The 18,778-nt window shown below is 63.1% G+C and carries 18 protein-coding genes; 11 read left to right on the forward strand and 7 right to left on the reverse strand.

The features are described from left to right. Nucleotides 1-124: 124 nt before the first annotated feature. Entirely contained in the window at nt 125-850 is a 726-nt protein-coding gene (locus ACOVRJ_RS10050) for a Crp/Fnr family transcriptional regulator (protein WP_422043711.1), read from the reverse strand. A gap of 220 nt (nt 851-1,070) precedes the next feature. Here ACOVRJ_RS10050 and ACOVRJ_RS10055 point away from each other — a divergent pair, with 220 nt between their 5' ends. From ACOVRJ_RS10055 to ACOVRJ_RS10095, 9 genes are all read left to right on the forward strand, one after another. Continuing rightward, nucleotides 1,071-3,017 carry an AMP-dependent synthetase/ligase gene (locus ACOVRJ_RS10055; RefSeq protein WP_422043712.1) on the forward strand — a complete coding sequence of 649 codons (1,947 nt, stop codon included), beginning with the start codon at nt 1,071-1,073 and terminating at the stop codon, nt 3,015-3,017. 89 nt (nt 3,018-3,106) lie between these two features. Then, entirely contained in the window at nt 3,107-3,904 is a 798-nt protein-coding gene (locus tag ACOVRJ_RS10060; RefSeq protein WP_422043713.1) for an ABC transporter ATP-binding protein, read from the forward strand. A 10-nt stretch (nt 3,905-3,914) separates the two neighbouring features. Next, nucleotides 3,915-4,844, forward strand: a complete 930-nt coding sequence (locus ACOVRJ_RS10065) for a branched-chain amino acid ABC transporter permease (protein ID WP_422043714.1) — start codon at nt 3,915-3,917, stop codon at nt 4,842-4,844. 50 nt (nt 4,845-4,894) lie between these two features. Beyond that, nucleotides 4,895-5,971 (forward strand): branched-chain amino acid ABC transporter permease, encoded by a 1,077-nt coding sequence (locus tag ACOVRJ_RS10070; RefSeq protein WP_422043715.1) that lies wholly within the window; start codon nt 4,895-4,897, stop codon nt 5,969-5,971. Between the two features lie 66 nt (nt 5,972-6,037). Continuing rightward, nucleotides 6,038-7,372: an ABC transporter substrate-binding protein gene (locus tag ACOVRJ_RS10075; RefSeq protein WP_422043716.1), complete on the forward strand. Its 1,335-nt coding sequence runs from the start codon at nt 6,038-6,040 to the stop codon at nt 7,370-7,372. 110 nt (nt 7,373-7,482) lie between these two features. Then, nucleotides 7,483-8,289: an ABC transporter ATP-binding protein gene (locus ACOVRJ_RS10080; protein ID WP_422043717.1), complete on the forward strand. Its 807-nt coding sequence runs from the start codon at nt 7,483-7,485 to the stop codon at nt 8,287-8,289. Between the two features lie 18 nt (nt 8,290-8,307). Then, on the forward strand, nt 8,308-8,607 hold the full coding sequence (locus ACOVRJ_RS10085) for a hypothetical protein (RefSeq protein ID WP_422043718.1): 300 nt from the start codon (nt 8,308-8,310) through the stop codon (nt 8,605-8,607). Further along, nucleotides 8,604-9,890, forward strand: a complete 1,287-nt coding sequence (locus ACOVRJ_RS10090; protein ID WP_422043719.1) for a phenylacetate--CoA ligase family protein — start codon at nt 8,604-8,606, stop codon at nt 9,888-9,890. The genes ACOVRJ_RS10085 and ACOVRJ_RS10090 overlap by 4 nt, the downstream gene beginning before the upstream one ends. A 100-nt stretch (nt 9,891-9,990) precedes the next feature. After that, nucleotides 9,991-10,959 carry a tripartite tricarboxylate transporter substrate-binding protein gene (locus ACOVRJ_RS10095; RefSeq protein ID WP_422043720.1) on the forward strand — a complete coding sequence of 323 codons (969 nt, stop codon included), beginning with the start codon at nt 9,991-9,993 and terminating at the stop codon, nt 10,957-10,959. A gap of 175 nt (nt 10,960-11,134) precedes the next feature. Here ACOVRJ_RS10095 and ACOVRJ_RS10100 read toward each other — a convergent pair whose 3' ends face one another. Genes ACOVRJ_RS10100 through ACOVRJ_RS10110 form a run of 3 tightly spaced genes read right to left on the reverse strand, consistent with a single transcriptional unit; the run spans nt 11,135 to nt 15,188 of the window. Next, nucleotides 11,135-13,414 carry a molybdopterin cofactor-binding domain-containing protein gene (locus ACOVRJ_RS10100; protein ID WP_422043721.1) on the reverse strand — a complete coding sequence of 760 codons (2,280 nt, stop codon included), beginning with the start codon at nt 13,412-13,414 and terminating at the stop codon, nt 11,135-11,137. Then, a complete protein-coding gene (locus ACOVRJ_RS10105; RefSeq protein ID WP_422043722.1) occupies nt 13,411-13,878 on the reverse strand; it encodes a (2Fe-2S)-binding protein in 468 nt (155 codons plus the stop codon). The genes ACOVRJ_RS10100 and ACOVRJ_RS10105 overlap by 4 nt, the downstream gene beginning before the upstream one ends. Before the next feature lie 44 nt (nt 13,879-13,922). Further along, nucleotides 13,923-15,188: an NADH:flavin oxidoreductase/NADH oxidase family protein gene (locus ACOVRJ_RS10110; protein ID WP_422043723.1), complete on the reverse strand. Its 1,266-nt coding sequence runs from the start codon at nt 15,186-15,188 to the stop codon at nt 13,923-13,925. 70 nt (nt 15,189-15,258) lie between these two features. Between ACOVRJ_RS10110 and ACOVRJ_RS10115 the strand changes: the two genes are divergently transcribed. Further along, nucleotides 15,259-15,687, forward strand: a complete 429-nt coding sequence (locus ACOVRJ_RS10115) for a MerR family transcriptional regulator (protein WP_422043724.1) — start codon at nt 15,259-15,261, stop codon at nt 15,685-15,687. 98 nt (nt 15,688-15,785) lie between these two features. Further along, complete coding sequence (gene htpX / locus ACOVRJ_RS10120; protein WP_422043725.1) at nt 15,786-16,661, forward strand: protease HtpX; 876 nt, start codon at nt 15,786-15,788, stop codon at nt 16,659-16,661. A 23-nt stretch (nt 16,662-16,684) separates the two neighbouring features. Here the strand turns inward: htpX and dtd are convergent, their stop codons facing one another. From dtd to ACOVRJ_RS10135, 3 genes are read right to left on the reverse strand one after another with little or no spacing between them, the layout of a single operon-like run. After that, complete coding sequence (dtd, locus tag ACOVRJ_RS10125; RefSeq protein WP_422043726.1) at nt 16,685-17,125, reverse strand: D-aminoacyl-tRNA deacylase; 441 nt, start codon at nt 17,123-17,125, stop codon at nt 16,685-16,687. Continuing rightward, nucleotides 17,122-18,012 (reverse strand): cation diffusion facilitator family transporter, encoded by an 891-nt coding sequence (locus ACOVRJ_RS10130; protein ID WP_422043727.1) that lies wholly within the window; start codon nt 18,010-18,012, stop codon nt 17,122-17,124. Before ACOVRJ_RS10130 ends, dtd begins: the two co-directional genes overlap by 4 nt. 31 nt (nt 18,013-18,043) lie before the next feature. Next, a complete protein-coding gene (locus ACOVRJ_RS10135) occupies nt 18,044-18,769 on the reverse strand; it encodes a hypothetical protein (RefSeq protein WP_422043728.1) in 726 nt (241 codons plus the stop codon). Nucleotides 18,770-18,778: the final 9 nt, after the last annotated feature.

Raw genomic sequence — 18,778 nt, forward strand, 5'->3', positions numbered from 1 at the left:
GGCCCGTTGGCCAGCCGCAATCTGCTGATTCCACCCAGGCTGTGCTGCAGCGTTATGCAGCGCGGCAGGGCTTTCGGGGCGCTGGCCGGTCTTTGTCGCGCGACGCCGTTCGTGCCACAAGAATTCAGCCCAGCGCCGGAAACTGCCTCAAGCCCTGCAGATCAATCACCCGTACGCCGCCATACTCCACCCGGATCAGTTGCTGGCCGGCCAGATGGTTCAAGGCTTGGTTGACCCGTTGGCGGGACAGACCGGCGAGATAGCCGAGTTCTTGTTGGGTGATGCGCAAAAGCTCGCCCACGCCGGGGTAGAGCTGCGGGTGAAAGAGCGCCGCGAGGTGGCGGGCCACGCGCAGATCGGGGTCGGAGATGCGGTCCATCTCGCGGGCGGCGATGAACTGGCCGACCCGCTCATTCAGCTGGTTCAACATGTAACGGTTGAAGCTGATGCTGGTTTCCAGCAATTGATGAAAAGCCTCGATCGGCAGGCCGGCCACCACGCTGCGCCGCAGGGGTTGAATGTTGTAGCGGTAGGTCTCGCGCTTGAGCAGGGTGCCCTCGCCAAACCAGCCGCCGGGTGGGATGCCGGCGAAGGTGATGGCCGGGCCGCTGGAATCGTCGTTGCTCATCTTCAGCAGGCCGTCAATCACACCAAACCAGAAGTTAGCCGGGCGGCCGATTCTGCAAATGCGTTCGCCCACCTCGGCATCGGCGACCTGCAACTGGGCAATCGTGCTTTGGCGCTGCTCGGGCGTTAGCACCAGCAGCCAGGGGATGGCTTCCAGCTCTTGCGCCGAGGCGGCGCGGGCGCGTTGACGCAAAGGGGCGTGGAGGGGGTCTGAAGCGCTCATGCCTCAGTGTCGATGTTCCAACATGACGCCAGGCTTACGCGCAAGCCGCTGCGGGCTAGGGGAAAGCTCGGGGCGGGGAAGTCCCTTGGATTGTCGTTGCAGCGACAACATGGCGTCAAAGTCCAGCCTAGGATCGCACCGTGTTGAGGCGGCGGGTGCACCGGTTTCGAGCTGCGTGCGCCATCAGCGACGGCCCTGCACCGATCAGGAGACAAACAAGGTGGCGACGACATTCCCTCGACTCTTGCTTGACCACGCGGCTCAGCGGCCCCATGCAGCGGCTTTGCGTGAGAAGGAATACGGCATCTGGCAGGCGCTGAGCTGGAGTCAGTTGGCCACCTTGGTGCAGGAGATGGCGCATGGCTTGGCCGCCGCCGGTCTGCGCCGCGGCGATCATTTGGTGGTGGTGGGCGAGAACCGGCCGCGCTTGTCGGCTGCGATGCTGGCGGCTCAGTCGCTGGGGGCGATCCCGGTGCCGCTCTACCAGGACGCGGTGGCCGCCGAGTTTGTCTATCCCATCAACAACGCCGAGATTGCCTTCGCGGTGGTGGAGGACCAGGAGCAAGTCGACAAGATGCTGGAGTTGCGCGATACCTGCCCGCAGCTCAAGACCATCTGGTTTGATGACCCCCGCGGGCTGCGCAATTATGTGGAGACCGGTCTGGCGTCTCTGGATGAGCTGTGCGCCAAGGGGCGAGCGCATGCTTTATCGGCCCCGGGCTTTTTTGCCGCCGAAGTGCAAGCGGGTCAGCCCAGCGATGTGGCGGCGATGTTCTTCACCTCCGGTACCACCGGCAATCCCAAGGGCGTGGTCCACACGCATCTGAGTCTGATTGACCGGGCCCAGGCCGGCGCGCGCTTTGATCGTTTGACGGCGCAAGAGGAGGTCTTGGCTTATCTCCCTCCCGCTTGGATCGGCCAGAACATCTTCAGCTACGCGCAGTGGCTGGTCTGCGGCTATGTGGTGAACTGCCCCGAGTCGGTCAGCACCGTGAGCATCGATCTGAAGGAGATCGGCCCGACCTATTACTTCGCGCCGCCGCGGGTCTTCGAAGGCCTGCTGACCAGCGTGACCATCCGCATGGAAGACGCCAGCGCCATCAAGCGCTGGCTGTTCGAGCAGTGCATGCAGTTGGCTCGCCGCGTCGGCCCGCCGCTGATGGATGGCAAGCCGGTGGGCGCTTTGGACAAGTTCAAGTACGCGCTCGGCAACTTCCTGATCTACGGCCCGCTGCGCAACACACTGGGCCTGTCGCGTGTGCGGGTGGCCTACACGGCGGGCGAGGCCATTGGGCCGGACCTGTTCACCTTCTACCGCTCGATCGGCATCAATCTGAAGCAGCTCTACGGCTCGACCGAGACGGCGGTGTTCGTCTGCCTGCAGCCTGACCATGAGGCACGCGCCGACACGGTGGGTGTGCCCATTGATGGCGTGGAGATCAAGCTGGCCGAGAGTGGCGAGATCCTGGTCAAGTCGCCAGGGCTGCTGAAGGGTTACTACAAGAACCAGGCCGCCACCGACGAGGTGCTGACGCCCGAGGGCTGGTATCACACCGGCGACGCGGGCTTCATCGATGCGCACGGACACCTGAAGATCATCGACCGCGCCAAGGATGTGGGCCGCCTGATGGGCGGACCCAACGACGGCGCGATGTTCGCGCCCAAGTATGTGGAGAACAAGCTCAAGTTCTTCCCGCACATCAAGGAGGCGGTGGCCTTTGGCGACAAGCGCGAGAAGGTCTGCGCCTTCATCAACATCGACTTCGAGGCCGTGGGCAACTGGGCCGAGCGGCGCAACCTGCCCTATGCCGGCTACACCGATCTGGCGCAGAAGCCCGAGGTCTACGAGTTGATCCGCGACTGCGTGGAGAAGGTCAATGCCGACCTGGCGCAGGACGAGTTGCTGGCCGGCAGCCAGATCACCCGCTTCCTGGTGCTGCACAAGGAGTTGGATGCCGACGACGGCGAGCTGACGCGCACCCGCAAGGTCAGGCGCGGCGCCATTGCCGACAAGTACGCGGTGCTGATCGATGCGCTGTATGGCGGCAAGACCTCGCAGTTCATCGAGACCACGGTGAAGTTTGAGGACGGCCGCAGCGGCAAGGTGTCGGCCGATCTGCGCATTGGCGACGTTCCAACCTTCCCTGCAGTGAAGAGGGCAGCATAAATGTTCACCCCCACAGTTGCGGCTTCGCCGCTCCCCTGCCCCCCGAGGGGGCGTTCAACGCCCTTGGGGCGGCCCTGCGAGCGTTGATCATGGCCGAGAAGAAGATTGGCGACGTCATCCTGGACGTCCAGAACATCAGCCTGCGATTCGGCGGCGTGAAGGCGCTGACCGACATCAGCTTCAATGTGCGCGAGCATGAGATCCGCGCCATCATCGGGCCGAACGGCGCGGGCAAGAGCTCGATGCTGAACTGCATCAACGGCGTCTACACGCCGCAGGAAGGCAAGATCACTTTCCGGGGCCAGACCTTCAGCCATATGAACTCGCGTCAGGTGGCCGAGATGGGGGTCGCGCGCACCTTCCAGAACCTGGCGCTGTTCAAGGGCATGAGCGTGATCGACAACATCATGACCGGCCGCAACCTGAAGATGAAGACCAACATCTTCCAGCAGGCCTTCCGTGGCCCGTTCGGATGGGGCGCGGCCGAGCGCGAGGAATGCGAACACCGCGCCTTTGTCGAGCGCATCATCGACTTCCTCGAAATCCAGGCCTGGCGCAAGACGCCGGTGGGGCGCCTGCCTTACGGCCTGCAAAAACGCGTCGACCTGGGCCGTGCGCTGGCGATGGAGCCGCAGGTGCTGCTGCTGGACGAGCCGATGGCCGGCATGAACGTGGAAGAGAAGCAGGACATGTGCCGCTTCATCCTGGACGTCAACGACGAGTTCGGCACCACCATTGTGCTGATCGAGCACGACATGGGCGTGGTGATGGACATCTCGGATCGCGTCGTGGTGCTGGACTACGGCAAGAAGATCGGTGACGGCATGCCCGACGAGGTGCGCGCCAACCCCGATGTGATCAAGGCCTATCTGGGCACATCTCACTGAGGGCGGCGCAATGGGATTTTTTATCGAAACTTTGATCGGCGGCCTGATGTCGGGCATGCTGTATTCGCTGGTGGCGCTGGGCTTTGTGCTGATCTTCAAGGCCTCGGGCGTCTTCAACTTCGCTCAAGGTGCCATGGTGCTGTTCGCGGCACTGGCGATGGCGCGCTTCTCCGAGTGGTTCCCGGCGCTGCTGGGCTTCGACAGCAAGTTGCTGGCCAATCTGCTCGCCTTCGCGGCCGCGATGGTGGTGATGGGGATCGTGGCCTGGGCCATCGAGCGCCTGGTGCTGGGCAAGCTGGTGAACCAGGAGGGCATCACGCTGCTGATGGCAACGCTGGGCATTACTTACTTCCTCGACGGCTTCGGCCAGACCCTGTTCGGCAGCGAGATCTACAAGATCGACGTGGGCCTGCCCAAGGACCCGATGTTCCTGTTGGAGAGCACTTTCCCGGGCGGCATCCTGGTGAACAAGGAAGACCTCTACGCAGCCGGCATTGCGGCGGCGCTGGTGGCCGGCCTGTCGGCCTTCTTCCAGTACACCGCTACCGGGCGGGCGCTGCGTGCGGTGGCCGATGACCACCAGGCCGCGCAGTCCATTGGCATTCCGCTCAGCCGCATCTGGGTGATCGTGTGGTCGGTGGCCGGCTTTGTGGCGCTGGTGGCCGGTGTGATCTGGGGTTCCAAGTTGGGCGTGCAGTTTTCGCTCTCGCTGGTGGCGCTGAAGGCGCTGCCGGTGGTGATCCTGGGCGGCCTGACCTCGGTGCCGGGCGCCATCATCGGCGGCCTGGTGATCGGTGTCGGCGAGAAGCTGTCCGAGGTCTACATCGGCCCGATGCTGGGCGGCGGCATCGAGATCTGGTTCGGCTATGTGCTGGTGCTGTTCGTGCTGCTGGTGCGCCCGCAGGGCCTGTTCGGGGAGAAGATCATTGACCGCGTCTGACGCTGGCGCAGTGGATCGAAGCCCAAAGAACATCTGAAGAGAGACAAACCATGCTCTACCGTGAGAACGGCCAGTTCAAGACCTCCTACCCGGCCGATCAACAGATCTTCCCGATCGCTCAGGACCGCTTCGGCATCGCGCTGCTGCTGCTGTTCGCGGTGGTCGGCGTGCCGCTGCTGGCAGATGAATATGCCTTCCGCGCCATCCTGATTCCTTTCCTGATTCTGTCGCTGGCGGCGCTGGGCCTGAACATCCTGGTGGGCTACTGCGGGCAGATCTCGCTGGGCACCGGCGCCTTCATGGCGGTGGGTGCCTATGCGGCCTACAACTTCCTGGTGCGGGTCGAGGGCATGCCGGTGATCGCGGCCATTTTGCTGGGCGGCGTGTGTGCCACGGTGGTGGGCATCTTCTTCGGCATTCCCTCGCTGCGCATCAAGGGCCTCTACCTCGCGGTGGCCACGCTGGCGGCGCAGTTCTTTATTGACTGGGCCTTTTTGCGCGTGCAGTGGTTCACCAATTACTCGACCTCGGGCACGGTCAGCGTGGCGGATCTGAAGTTGGCCGGCTATCCGATCGACAGCCCGGTGGCCAAGTATCTGTTCTGCCTGGGCTTCGTCGTGGTGTTCGCCTGGCTGGCCAAGAACCTGGTGCGCAGCCATATTGGGCGTGAGTGGATGGCCATGCGCGATATGGACGTGGCAGCGGCGGTGATCGGCATCCGGCCGGTCTACGCCAAGCTGACCGCCTTCGCGGTGAGCAGCTTCATCGTCGGCGTGGCCGGCGCGCTGTGGGGCTTTGTGCATCTGGGCTCCTGGGAGCCGGCGGCCTTCTCGATCGACCGCAGCTTCCAGCTGCTCTTCATGGTCATCATCGGCGGCCTGGGTTCCATCATGGGCAGCTTCTTCGGCGCCGCCTTCATCGTCGTGCTGCCCATCTTCTTGAATCGTGCGCTGCCGTTCTTGGGCGATATGGTCGGCCTGAACATTGGCACCGCGCTGATCGCCCATACCGAGTTGATGATCTTCGGCGGCCTGATCGTGTTTTTCTTGATCGTCGAGCCGCACGGCCTGGCGCGCCTGTGGTCCATCGGCAAGGAAAAGCTGCGCCTGTGGCCCTTCCCGCACTGACACCGTTCCCAGCTCAAGCCTCATTCAACCCCGCACCGCAGAGTGCACATTTCTTAGGAGACACGCATGAAACTCAAGCAGCTCGCGATGGCCGCCTCGATGGCCGCAGCCGGACTGGCCTCGCTGGTGGCAATGCCGGCAGCCGCACAGGACAAGGTGCAGTTCTTCCCGGTGCTGTCCGGCCGCACCGGCCCGGTGGCGCCGAACGCCACGCCCTGGGCCAATGGCCACAACGACTATATGAAGCTGGTGAATGCCCGCGGCGGCATCAACGGCGTCAAGACTTTGGTGGAAGAGTGCGAAACCGCCTATGCCACCGACCGCGGCGTCGAGTGCTATGAGCGCCTGAAGGGCAAGCATGGCGGCGCCACCGTGTTCCAGCCGCTGTCCACCGGCATCACCTTTGCGCTGACCGACAAGGTGCCGGCCGACAAGATTTCGCTGATCACTTCCGGCTATGGCCGCAGCGACACCGCCGACGGCGGCGTCTTCAAGTGGAACTTCCCGCTGGCTGGCCACTATTGGCTGGCCGGTGACGCGGTCTTGCAGCACATCGCCAACAAGGAAGGCGGCTGGGACAAGCTCAAGGGCAAGAAGATCGCCGTGGTCTTCCATGACAGTGCCTTCGGCAAGGAGCTGCTGCCCATCGTGCAGGAGCGCGCCAAGATGCACGGCTTTGAGCTTCAACTGCTGCCGGTGCCCGCACCTGGCGTCGAGCAAAAGGCCATCTGGCTGCAAGTGCGTCAGCAACGCCCCGACTTTGTCGTGATGCAGACCTGGGGCGTGATGACGCCCACCGCCATCAAGGAGGCCATCGCCACCGGCTATCCGCGCGAGAAGATGTTCGGCACCTGGTGGTCGGGCGCCGAGCCGGACCTGAAAGATGTGGGTGCGGCCGCCAAGGGCTATAGCGCGGTGATGATGCAGCACGGTGCCGAACCGGGTTCTGCCGTCGTCAAGGAAATCCTCGACAAGGTCTATGCCAAGGGCGAGGGCGCCGGGCCTAAGGACGATGTGGGCAGTGTGCTCTATATGCGCGGCGTGGTTGGCGCGATGCTGGCCACCGAAGGCGTGCGTGCCGCACAGGAACGTTTCGGCAAGGGCAAGGTCATGACGGGCGAGCAGGCCCGCTGGGGTTTTGAGAACCTGAACCTGACCCAGGCCAAGCTCGACGGGCTGGGCTTCAAGGGCGTGATGCGTCCGATCTCCACCAGCTGCGCCGACCACCTGGGCGCCAACTGGGCGCGGGTGCATACCTGGGACGGCAGCAAGTTTGTCTGGGCTTCCGATTGGCTGCAGGCCGATGAGCAGATCATCAAGCCGATGGTCAAGGCTTCGGCCGAAAAGTACGCGGCCGAGAAGAAGCTCACCCGTCGCACGCCGGCTGACTGTCAGTCCTGAGGCCCGGCTGACACCACTCCCTACCCTCGCCCGAGGCGAGGGGGCTCCTAGCGGAGCCTTCGATACAGCGCCGCGCGCGGCGCTGTATCGAGTCAACGAGGCTTTAGACCATGAGCAATATTCTTCTGAACGTCAACGGCATCGAGGTGATCTACAACCATGTGATCCTGGTGCTCAAAGGCGTGTCGCTGCAGGTCAAGGAGGGCGGCATCGTCGCGCTGCTGGGCGGCAACGGTGCCGGCAAGACCACCACGCTGCGCGCTGTGTCCAATCTGCTGGCGGGCGAGCGCGGCGAGGTCACCAAGGGTTCGATCGAGCTGCGCGGCGAGCGCATCGAGAAGCTCAGCACCTCTGAGATGGTCAACCGCGGCGTGATCCAGGTGATGGAGGGGCGGCACTGCTTCGCCCACCTCAGCATCGAGGACAACCTAATGACCGGCGCCTACACCCGCAAGGATGGCAAGGCGGCCGTGGCCGACACGCTGGAGAAGGTCTACAACTACTTTCCGCGCCTGAAGACGCGGCGCACCTCGCAGGCCGCTTACACCTCGGGCGGCGAGCAGCAGATGTGTGCGATCGGCCGTGCGCTGATGGCCAACCCGAAGATGGTGCTGCTGGACGAGCCCAGCATGGGCCTGGCGCCGCAGATCGTCGAAGAGGTGTTTGAGATCGTCAAAGACCTGAATGCCAAGGAAGGCACGACCTTTCTGTTGGCCGAGCAGAACACCAATATGGCTTTGCGTTATGCCGACTACGGCTACATCCTGGAGAACGGCCGCGTTGTGATGGACGGCGAGGCCAAGTCCTTGCGCGAGAACGAGGACGTCAAGGAGTTCTACCTCGGCATGGGCGGCGGCGACCGCAAGAGTTTCAAGGATGTGAAGAGCTACAAACGCCGCAAACGCTGGCTGGCTTGAACAGGCAAGGAGCGAGCCGTGAATGATGATCTCTTTTTTACCCTGCCTGCGTTCAAGCCGGATGATGCGCTCGTCCAAATCAAACGGGCCTTGCGCGATGTTCGCTCGCTCAGTGAGCGAGCCCAAACTTACAGCCTACAAGGACAGGTGGTCCTGAGCTTGACGGTGGCGGACGGCAAATTGATGGCCAGCTTGGCCAAGCGACCTGCTCATAGCCCTGACTGGGATCGTCGTGAATGCAAGTCCAGCGCCGACGTCCGCAGCCTGCTGGAAGAAATCAAGCGTCGTGTGGCGCGCTGGACGGATGAAACACCATGAGCAGCAGCCCTTTTTACGACGCGCTGGAAACCCGTGATCCGCAGCTTCGCGAACAGGCCTTGATGGCAGCTCTGGCGCGGCAGATCGTCCATGCACAGCTGGAAACCACCGCCTATCGCGAACTCCTGGCGGGTGTGGATGCGAGCCGGGTGAACAGCCGTGAGGCGCTGGCAGCGTTGCCGCTGACGCGCAAGTCCGAGCTGTTGGCGCGTCAAGCCGCCTCGCGAGAAACGGATGCTTTGGGCGGTTATGCGACGGTGGGTTGGGGCGGGCTGATGGGTCCTCGCCTTGCGAGGCGGGTGTTTCAATCCCCCGGGCCCCTCTATGAGCCCGAGGGGCAGGCATCCGACTATTGGCGCATGGCCCGCGCCCTGTATGCGGCCGGGTTTCGGGCCGGGGATCTGGTGCACAACAGCTTCAGCTACCACCTCACGCCGGCGGGCTCGATGATGGAGGGCGGCGCGCATGCTCTGGGCTGCAGTGTGTTTCCCGGCGGCGTGGGCAACACCGAGTTGCAGTTGCAGGCGGTGGCTGATTTGCGCCCGCAGGCCTATGCCGGTACGCCGAGCTTTCTGAAGATCCTGATGGACAAGGCGGCCGAGCAGGGCAGTGTTGATGGCAAGGGCGCGGCCATGCGTTCGGTCCGCAAGGCCTTGCTCAGCGGCGAAGCGTTCCCGGCTGCACTGCGGGAGTGGCTGGCCGAGCGCGGTGTGGCGGCCTACCAGTGCTACGCCACCGCCGACATCGGTTTGATCGCTTACGAGACCTCGGCCCGCGAAGGGTTGGTGTTGGACGAAGGCGTGATTCTAGAAATCGTGCGGCCCGGCAGCGGCGAGCCGGTGCCCGACGGCGAGGTGGGCGAGGTGGTGGTGACGACCTTGAACCCGGACTATCCGCTGATCCGTTTTGCGACGGGCGATCTGTCGGCGGTCTTGCCGGGCGCTTGCCCCAGCGGGCGCAGCAACACCCGCATCAAGGGTTGGATGGGCCGCGCCGACCAATCGGCCAAGGTGCGCGGCATGTTTGTGCATGCCAGTCAGGTGGCGCAACTCGTCAAACAGTTCCCGGAGCTCACACGGGCGCGTTTGCTGATCGAGGGCGAAATGGCCCAGGACCAGATGCGCTTGCAGGTGGAGGTGGCTGCGCCCCTTGAAGGTCTGGCGGAGCGCTTGGCGGTGGCGGTGCGTGAGCTCACCAAGCTGCGCGCCGAGGTCGAGTTGCTGGCCTCGGGCGCCTTGCCCAATGATGGCCGGGTGATCGAAGACCGTCGCCGTCTCGACTGAGCTCAATCGGGACTACGTGTTTCCCGACATGGCGAGCTCTGTCGCACGTTCTAGCATGGGTCACCCCATTACCCCTCAACCCATTATTTCGAGGACGTCGATGAAAAAGCTTCTGACTCTCAGTCTGCTGGCACTGGCCGCAGGAACTGCTTGTGCCAACTATCCAGAAAAGCCCATCACTATCGTCGTGCCGTTCTCGGCCGGTGGGCCCACGGACAAGGTCGCGCGTGATCTGGCCGAAGCGCTGCGAAAGCCCTTGAACGCCACCTTGGTGATCGAAAACGTCGGCGGCGCCGGCGGCACCTTGGGTGCGACCAAGGTGGCCAAGGCCGCACCGGATGGCTACACCCTGCTGCTGCACCACATCGGCATGGCCACCTCGCCTGCCCTGTACCGCAATATGCAGTACAAGACTTTGGAGGACTTTGAGTACCTGGGCTTGATCAATGAGGTGCCGATGACCTTGATCGGCCGCTCGACCCTGCCGGCCAACAGCTACGCCGAACTGGCCAAGTGGATGGATGCCAACAAGGGCAAGATCAATCTCGGCAATGCCGGCCTGGGCTCGGCCTCACATCTGTGCGGCCTCTTGTTCCAAAGCACGATCAAGATCGACATGACCACCGTGCCCTACAAGGGCACCGGTCCGGCCATGACCGACTTGCTGGGCGGCCAGATTGACTTGATGTGCGACCAGACCACCAACACCACGCAGCAAATCGAAGGCGGCAAGGTCAAGGCCTTTGGTGTGACCTCGACCAAGCGCCTGAGCACGCCTGCACTGGCGAAGCTGCCGACCTTGGATGAGGCGGGATTGAAGGGCTTTGGTGTCGCGATCTGGCACGGCGTCTACGCGCCCAAGGGCACGCCCAAGGCGGTGCAAGACAAGATCAGCGCAGCGCTGAAGGTCGCTTTGAAAGACGCTGAGTTTCAGAAGCGCCAAGAAGCGCTGGGTGCCGTGATCGTGACCGATGCGCGCACCAACGGTGCCGAGCACAAGAAGTTTGTCGAAGCCGAGATCGCCAAGTGGGGCCCCATCATCAAGGCCGCCGGCCAGTATGCCGACTGAGGACAAAAAGGCTGCCTGCGCAGCCTTTTTCGCCTCAGGAGGGGCCGGAGCTCTGCGACGGCGCGCCCTGCAAGGGGATTGATCGCGGTGTCAGAAGTCTCGCTTAACAAGATTTGCGCTTGAACGCAAAACGCCAGGGTGCCGCGAGGCCCCTGGCGTTTTTGCTTTCAGACGCTTACGCCTTGGGCGTGTCGGGCGCGGCCGCCTTGGGGCGCAGGGGCAAATCTCGCAGGCGCTCACCGCTCAGGGAGAACAGCGCATTGGCCACGGCCGGTGCAATCGGCGGCGTGCCCGGCTCACCGACGCCGCCCGGCGCGGCGCTGCTGGGCAGGATGTGAACTTCGATCTGCGGCATCTGCGCCATGCGAATGGCCTCATAGCTGGGGAAGTTGCTCTGCTCGACGCGGCCGTTCTTGATGGTGATCTCGCCGAATAGCGCGGCCGAAAGCCCGTACACGATGGCACTTTGCATCTGCGCCTCCACCGTGTCTGGATTGACCACCACGCCGCAGTCGATGGCGCAGACGACCCGGTGCACGCGGATGTGGCCGGCGCCCAAGGAAACTTCAGCCACTTGCGCGCACCAAGAGCCAAAGCTCTCATGCACGGCGATGCCGCGTGCCCGTCCGGGCGGCAATGCCTGCCCCCAGCCCGCCTTGGCCGCCGCTAACTCCAAGACCTTGCGGTGGCGCGGCTTGTCGGCCAGCAGCGCGCGTCGGTACGCAAACGGGTCTTTGCCGGCCGCATGAGCTAGCTCGTCGATGAAGCCTTCGGTGAAGAAGGCGTTGTAGGAGTGCCCGACGCTGCGCCATGACCCCACGGGCACCGGCGTCTTGACCCGCAGTTGGCGCACGCTCAGATGGGGAATGGCGTAGGGCAAATCGAAGGCACCTTCGATATGGTTTTTGTCGGGCGAATCGGCGGCAAAGGAGGGCAGCAGTCGCTCGGTGGTCGACAAGCCGATCGACGGCGCCGCCACTCGGTTCAGCCATGCCAGGGGCAGCCCTTGATCGTCAAGCGCCGCAGCGAAGCTGGCCATGGCCACCGGGCGGTACATATCGTGCTGCATATCTTCTTCGCGCGACCAGATCAGCTTCACCGGCCGGCCTTGGGTTTGCTGGGCGATCAGCACCGCCTCCTCGATCATGTCCAGTTCGAGCCGACGTCCAAAGCCGCCACCCAGGAGAGGCACATGCAGCGTCACTTGTTCCGTCTCTATGCCTGCCACTTTGGCCGCACGCCAACGGGCCAGCGAGGCGACCTGCGTGCCGCACCAGACGGTCAAACGGCCGTCCTTGAACAGGGCCGTGCAGTTGATCGGCTCCATCGCCGCATGGGCCAGGAAGGGGGCGAAGTAAGTGGCGTCCAGTTTGCGCTTGGCCTGGCTCAGCGTCTTGTCGGCGTCGCCCTGGCTGCGAAAGCCGGTGCCGCTGTCCTTGGACTGGAGGGCGCTCTGCAGTTGTTGAGCGATTTGAGCCGAGTCGAGCTGGGCATGCGCTCCCTCATGCCATTCGATGGCCAAGCCCTCCAGCGCAGTCTTGGCGCGCCAATAGCGGTCGGCCACGACCACCACCGCCTGTTCTTGGATCACGAAAGCATCGCTGACGCCAGTGCTGGCCTTCGCCTTTGCCGCATCGAAGCTTGCGACCTTGCCGCCGAACACGGGGCAGTGTCGAATCGCGGCAAACAGCAGACCTTCGACTTGCACATCGATGCCGAACTCGGCGCTGCCCTTGACCTTGGCCGGAATGTCGGTGCGCGGCGTTGGCTTGCCGATCAAACGAAAGGCGCTCGGGTCTTTCACCTGCACATCGGCGCGGGGTTCGATCTTGGCTGTGGCGGCTGCCAACTCGCCAAAGCCGGCCTTGCGTCCGCTGGGAGGATGGCTGACCACGCTGTCCCGTACCGTGCAGGTTTGCGGCTCGACACCCCAGCTTTGCGCTGCAGCGTCGACCAACATGGCGCGCGCTGTGGCACCGGCCAAGCGCATCGGCTCCCAGGCATCGCGCACGCTGGAGGAGCCGCCGGTCACTTGCAGGCTCAGCGCATAACCGACTTTCTGTACGGTGCGGCGGGCGATGCGTGCCAGCAGGCTGTCGTCATCGGCGCTGAAGGGGATCACATTGATCAAGAGCGCGGTGTTGGCATAAATCTGTGCCACCGGGGCTTGCTCGGTGCTGACCTTGGCCCAGTCGGCATCCATCTCCTCTGCGACCAATATGGCCAGGGCGGTGTGCACCCCCTGGCCCATTTCGGCGCGCGGCGAGGCGACGATGACGCTGCCGTCCGGCATGATCTTGACCCAGCCGTTCAAGGCGACTTGTTCGCCCTGGGCTGGGAAGATGGTTTTGTCACCCAGGCGCGATTGGGCTGTTGGGGGCCTTGTCAGGCTCACTCCCAGCAGCACGCCGCCGCCGACCAAGCCGCCTGCGATCAGGAAACCGCGGCGCTTCATGGGGCGCTCCCTTGCAACTGTGCGGCGGCGGTGTGGATGCCCGCGCGAATGCGCTGGTAGGTGCCGCAGCGGCAGATGTTGTTGATGTTGGCGTCAATATCGGCGTCGCTGGGCGCGGCATTGGCGCGCAAGAGGCTGGCCGCGGCCATGATCATGCCGCTTTGGCAGTAGCCACATTGCGGCACCTGGTGCTGGATCCAGGCGGCTTGCAAGGCGGCGGTGATGCGGTCGGGTTCGGCTTCAATGGTGCGAATCTGCTTGCCCTCCAGCGCCATGATGGGCATCACACAAGCGCGTGTGGCGACGCCGTCCACCTCGACCGTGCAGGCACCGCAACTGGCGACGCCGCAACCGAATTTGGTGCCGGTCAGAGCCAGTTCATCGCGCAGCGCCCACAGCAAGGGGGTTTCAGGTTCAATGTTCAGAACGCGGCTTTTGCCGTTGATGTTGAGGGTGGTGGGCATAAATATGAGGGGCTTGGGTTCGTGCCTTGCCTTTGTAGCGTCGTTCAGGCGCTGGCGCCAGCTTTCCACTGTCGATACCGCTGGATCCTTTGCTTGTTGCGCCATTGGTCGCAGAGCAGGGTGAACAGTGGCGAGACCTTGGGTTTGGGTCTCTGCCCCTGGGCCATGCGGTGCAATTGGCGACGAACCAAGGCCATGGTGGCAATACCGACCAGTACCTTGTCTTTCCAGCGGACAAGCGCGATCGGTGCATTGACGGCTTCACCCCGGGCCCATTGCAGGGGCAGGTCCGGTGCCATTGCCAGCGCGCTGCCCATGCCGACCATGGCCACTCCACTGTCGAGGACCTGGCAGGCGACCGAAGCACGACTGATGCCGCCTGTGGTCATCAAGGGCATGCGCGCCTGGGCCGCCAATCCTTTGGCGAACTCCAAGAAGTAGGCTTCACGGGCCAAGGTCCTGCCATCAGCGGTACGGCCTTGCATGGCCGGGCTTTCGTAGCTCCCGCCGGAAAGCTCCAGCAAGTCAATCTGTTCCAGGTTCAGCATCTGTACCACCGCTTGTGCATCGCTCTCGCTGAAGCCGCCGCGTTGGAAGTCCGCCGAGTTGAGCTTCACCGCGACGCTGAAACCGGCCGAGACCTTGGCGCGCACGGCGCGGATCACCTCCAGCAGCAGGCGGGCGCGTTGCTCAATGCTGCCGCCCCAGCCATCGTGGCGTTGATTGCTCAGCGGCGACAGGAATTGCGAAATCAGGTAGCCGTGGGCCGCGTGAATCTGTACGCCGTCGAAACCGGCTTGTTCGGCGCGCTGGGCGGTGATGGCGAAGCGTTCAATCACCTCGGCGATCTGCGCCTCGCTCATTGCGGTAGGCCGACCAAACAGCTTGGAATGCTTGCCCAGCTTCAGGGCTACATCTGAAGGTGCCCAGACCGTGCCCCCCAAGGCGGCGAAGACCTGGCGACCGGGGTGGCTGATTTGCATCCAGACCTTGGCACCCCGGGATTTGGCGGCGGCCGCCCAAGGCCGGAAAGCCTCTAAGGGAGTTTCGGCTTCCAAGGCGATGCTCGCGGGGCCGGTCATGGCGCGGCTGTCCACCATCACATTGCCGGTGATCATCAGGCCCACGCCACCGTCCGCCCAGCGTTGATACAACCGTGTGATGGCGCTGCCTGGAACTTGGCCGTACTCGGCCAGGCTCTCCTCCATCGCGGCCTTGGCCAAGCGATTGGGCAAGATTTGGCCATTGGGCAGTTGCAGACTTTGGAACAGGGCTGAAAAAGCGTTGCGGGCGTGGTTCATGGTCGGCATGCTAAGCTTCAAGCCAACTTAAAGGTCAAGTGGTTTTTTTTCGGGGTGAATCTCAAGCGAAGGGGACGCCATGAAGATTGGTGACTTGGCACAGCGCACCGGCATGGCCGCCTCGGCGATTCGGTTTTACGAGGCGAGTGGTCTTCTGCCCGCCGCCAAGCGCGGCGCCAACGGCTATCGGGTTTATGACGAACTGGCCTTGCAGCGTTTGCTGGTGATACAGACGGCGCAACGCCTGGGCTTCTCACTCGACACCTTGCGTCGCTTGATGGCGCATGGGCAGGGCGACCTGCCGCATGACTTGGTTTTGCAAAGCCTGCAAGAGCGGCTGATCGAGATTGATGCGATGCAGTCCAGCTTGAGTCGACAGCGCCAGGAAACCGAGGCTTTGATGAGTGACTTGCAGGCGCAGTGGCAACTGGGTCGATGCTTGGCCTTGGAGCCCGCGGCGCAGCAGTCACCCCAACCCTGGCGGGAGGAGCTTAGCAAAACTTCGTAAAAAAAGGATAGAGTTTGTCGGTTTGCCTGCTTTATCGGAAGTTAACTTGACCGCATCATGCGAGCGGATTCTTTTTTCTAGTGTTTGAGAGGCTGTTCATGAAACGCATTGCCTTGTTTTTATTGACCAATTTGGGTGTGATGCTGGTGCTGGGCGTGGCCGTGCATCTCTTGGGCCTGAATCGGTTCCTGACGTCCAATGGACTCAACCTCACCAGCCTCTTGGGCTTTGCCATGGTGATGGGTTTTGGCGGCGCCTTTATTTCGCTGTTGATCAGCAAGCCCATGGCCAAATGGACCACCGGTGTGCAGGTGATCAACAACTCGGGCGACGCCACCCACATCTGGTTGGTGACTACGGTGGAACGCTTTTCCGAGAAGGCCGGCATCAAGACGCCCGAGGTCGGCATCTACGAAGGTGCGCCCAACGCCTTTGCGACCGGCGCCTTCAAGAACTCGGCCCTGGTGGCGGTGTCGACTGGACTTTTGCAGTCCATGAGCCGTGAAGAGGTGGAGGCCGTCATCGGCCATGAAGTGGCCCACGTCGCCAACGGCGATATGGTCACCATGGCGCTGATCCAGGGCGTGATGAACACCTTTGTGGTCTTCCTCTCGCGGGTGATCGGCTATGTGGTCGACAAGATCGTGCTGCGCAATCAGAACGATGGGCCGGGCATCGGCTACTACGTCACCACCATCGTTTTGGATATCGTCTTGGGTGTGGTCGCCGCCATCATCGTGGCCTGGTTCTCGCGTCAGCGCGAGTTCCGCGCCGACGCCGGTGCGGCGCAGCTGATGGGGCGCAAGCAGCCGATGGTGAATGCCTTGGCACGCTTGGGTGGCCTGGATCCCGGTGAGATGCCCAAGGCCATGCAAGCCATGGGCATCAGCGCTCGCCCGAGTGGTTGGATGGCTTTGTTCTCCAGCCACCCACCGATGGAACAGCGCATCGCGCGTCTGCAGCAGGGCAACTGATCCTGTTGCCCTTCAGCTGGTGATCAGTTGATCCGCAGCGGAATGGTCACCGGCCCGTCGTTGAGCAGGCTCACCTGCATATCGGCGCCGAACTCGCCGGCTTCGACCTTGGGGTGCTTCTCACGCGCCAAACGCAAGCAGGCTTCGTAGAGCTGCCGGCCCTGTTCGGCGCCGGCGGCGCCGGTGAAGCTGGGCCGGTTGCCGCTGCTGCAGTCCGCAGCCAGGGTGAACTGAGAGACGATCAAGAGGCCGCCGCCGATGTCTTGCACGCTGCGGTTCATCTTGCCGGCCTCGTCGCTGAAAATGCGCAGCTTCAAGACCTTGGCGATCAGCTTCTCGGCTTGCAGTTCGGTGTCGCTGGGCTCGGCGCAAACCAGCATCAACAGCCCTTGCTCAATCGCGCCAAGGGTCTGGCCGGCCACTTCCACCTTGGCGTGGCGAACTCTTTGCAGTACGGCAATCATTTCTGTTCGGCCACTTCGTCAAAATGCGCTTCTACATCGCTGGGTAGCAATTGAATGCTGGCGCGCAACCCCGGCACGGCCTTCATCAAGGCCTGCTCCAGCGCATTGCGCAGGGCGGCGGCGCGGCCCAAGCTCCATTGCGCCGGCATGTGCATATGCAGATCGATGTAATGCCTTTGCCCAGCGCTGCGGGTCACCAGATGGTCAAAGCGGATGTGTTGATGCGAATACTCATCGAGCACTTTTTGCACTGCTTGCATCGAGTCGGCATCCAGGGCCTGGTCCATCAAGCCATCGCTGGAAGCGCGCACAAGCTGAACGCCTTCGCGCAATATGTTCAAGGCCACCAGAATCGCCAGCACCGGGTCCAGCCACAGCCAGCCGGTGGCCATCACGCCAATCAAGCCCAGCACCACGCCGGCCGAGGTCCAGACGTCGGTGAACATATGGCGGGCATTGGCCTCGAGCGCCATTGACTGTTGCTCTCGGGACTTGCGCAGCATGGCCCAGCCCAGCGCACCGTTCATGGCCGAGCTGATGACGGCCAAGGCGATGCCGATGCTCAAGGACTCCACCGGCTGCGGATCCAATAGCCGATGGGCGGCGGCCCAGATGATGCCCATGCCGGCGGCAATGATCAGCACGCCTTCAAAACCGCTGGAGAAATACTCGGCCTTGTGATGGCCGTAGGGGTGTTCGGCATCCGGCGGCTTGGCGGCAATGGTGACCATGGCCAGCGCAAACATGGCGCCGGCCAAGTTGACCAGCGACTCGAGTGCATCGGCGGCCAAGCTGACCGAGTCGGTCCACCACCAGGCGCCGGTTTTCAGAACAATGGTGGCCAGGGCGACGGCGACGGATAACTTCAGGTAGGAGCTGACTTGCATGTGTGCATTGTCGCCTCCGCCCTGGCCATGCTCAGGGCGTGTCCAAGCCTATGGTCTTGGCCACCTTGCCTTGTTCGTCGAGCATTTGGATGCTGGGCTTGCCGTCGGCACTGACGATCAGCAGCATGCGGGTACGACCCTGGGCATCGGCCAGGGACAGGGCCGATGCCTTGTCCTGCGTGGTCCCCAGGCGTACGCGATTGGCTGGCATCAAGCCTTTGTCTCGCATCTCTTGCATGGCCAAGCGACGCTCGGGCGGCTTCATCGCGTCGATCTCGTCAAAGCGCGCCATTCGATTCTTGACATCCATGAGCTCATGCGAGGGTTCATCATTGATCAAGATGTGGGTCATGGCCTGGCCACCTTGCTCGGCATGCAGCAGTTGCAGGACCTGGTCTTGACGGAATCGGTCAAAGGTCAGGCTCAAGCCGGCGTCGGCCTTGCCGTTGGCACCGAGGCTGCCTTTCTGGATCAGGCCGCCGCTTTCTGTGCCCTCGTCATTGACGAAAAGCATGCCTGCGAAACTGCGTCGGTCCGGGCGCGGGATTTCCTGTCCTTTCCAGGGGGCGCCGGGGAACTGCGTGCGATTGGAAATCACCATGCGCAGCGTGCCGTCGGGCTCGCGCACATTGATGCGGCCGACATCTATCTCCTCGAACTTGGTCGGAGGAGCCTTGGCCCCGGTCAGTAAGGTGATGGCGATGATGGCGGTCGCGGTGGCGGTGCAGCCGCTTAAAAAGGCAGTCAACTTCGACATAGGGGTGTC

This window comes from Roseateles sp. (assembly GCF_049240545.1).
Taxonomy (GTDB): Bacteria; Pseudomonadota; Gammaproteobacteria; order Burkholderiales; family Burkholderiaceae_C; genus Paucibacter_A.

What these genes read in the sequence shown, in the direction of transcription:
- ACOVRJ_RS10050 (WP_422043711.1), bottom strand. Translation starts at nt 850, where the DNA reads ATGAGCGCTTCAGACCCCCTCCACGCCCCTTTGCGTCAACGCGCCCGC.
- ACOVRJ_RS10060 (WP_422043713.1), top strand. Translation starts at nt 3,107, where the DNA reads ATGGCCGAGAAGAAGATTGGCGACGTCATCCTGGACGTCCAGAACATC.
- ACOVRJ_RS10065 (WP_422043714.1), top strand. Translation starts at nt 3,915, where the DNA reads ATGGGATTTTTTATCGAAACTTTGATCGGCGGCCTGATGTCGGGCATG.
- ACOVRJ_RS10070 (WP_422043715.1), top strand. Translation starts at nt 4,895, where the DNA reads ATGCTCTACCGTGAGAACGGCCAGTTCAAGACCTCCTACCCGGCCGAT.
- ACOVRJ_RS10075 (WP_422043716.1), top strand. Translation starts at nt 6,038, where the DNA reads ATGAAACTCAAGCAGCTCGCGATGGCCGCCTCGATGGCCGCAGCCGGA.
- ACOVRJ_RS10080 (WP_422043717.1), top strand. Translation starts at nt 7,483, where the DNA reads ATGAGCAATATTCTTCTGAACGTCAACGGCATCGAGGTGATCTACAAC.
- ACOVRJ_RS10090 (WP_422043719.1), top strand. Translation starts at nt 8,604, where the DNA reads ATGAGCAGCAGCCCTTTTTACGACGCGCTGGAAACCCGTGATCCGCAG.
- ACOVRJ_RS10095 (WP_422043720.1), top strand. Translation starts at nt 9,991, where the DNA reads ATGAAAAAGCTTCTGACTCTCAGTCTGCTGGCACTGGCCGCAGGAACT.
- ACOVRJ_RS10100 (WP_422043721.1), bottom strand. Translation starts at nt 13,414, where the DNA reads ATGAAGCGCCGCGGTTTCCTGATCGCAGGCGGCTTGGTCGGCGGCGGC.
- ACOVRJ_RS10105 (WP_422043722.1), bottom strand. Translation starts at nt 13,878, where the DNA reads ATGCCCACCACCCTCAACATCAACGGCAAAAGCCGCGTTCTGAACATT.
- ACOVRJ_RS10110 (WP_422043723.1), bottom strand. Translation starts at nt 15,188, where the DNA reads ATGCCGACCATGAACCACGCCCGCAACGCTTTTTCAGCCCTGTTCCAA.
- ACOVRJ_RS10115 (WP_422043724.1), top strand. Translation starts at nt 15,259, where the DNA reads ATGAAGATTGGTGACTTGGCACAGCGCACCGGCATGGCCGCCTCGGCG.
- htpX (WP_422043725.1), top strand. Translation starts at nt 15,786, where the DNA reads ATGAAACGCATTGCCTTGTTTTTATTGACCAATTTGGGTGTGATGCTG.
- dtd (WP_422043726.1), bottom strand. Translation starts at nt 17,125, where the DNA reads ATGATTGCCGTACTGCAAAGAGTTCGCCACGCCAAGGTGGAAGTGGCC.
- ACOVRJ_RS10130 (WP_422043727.1), bottom strand. Translation starts at nt 18,012, where the DNA reads ATGCAAGTCAGCTCCTACCTGAAGTTATCCGTCGCCGTCGCCCTGGCC.
- ACOVRJ_RS10135 (WP_422043728.1), bottom strand. Translation starts at nt 18,769, where the DNA reads ATGTCGAAGTTGACTGCCTTTTTAAGCGGCTGCACCGCCACCGCGACC.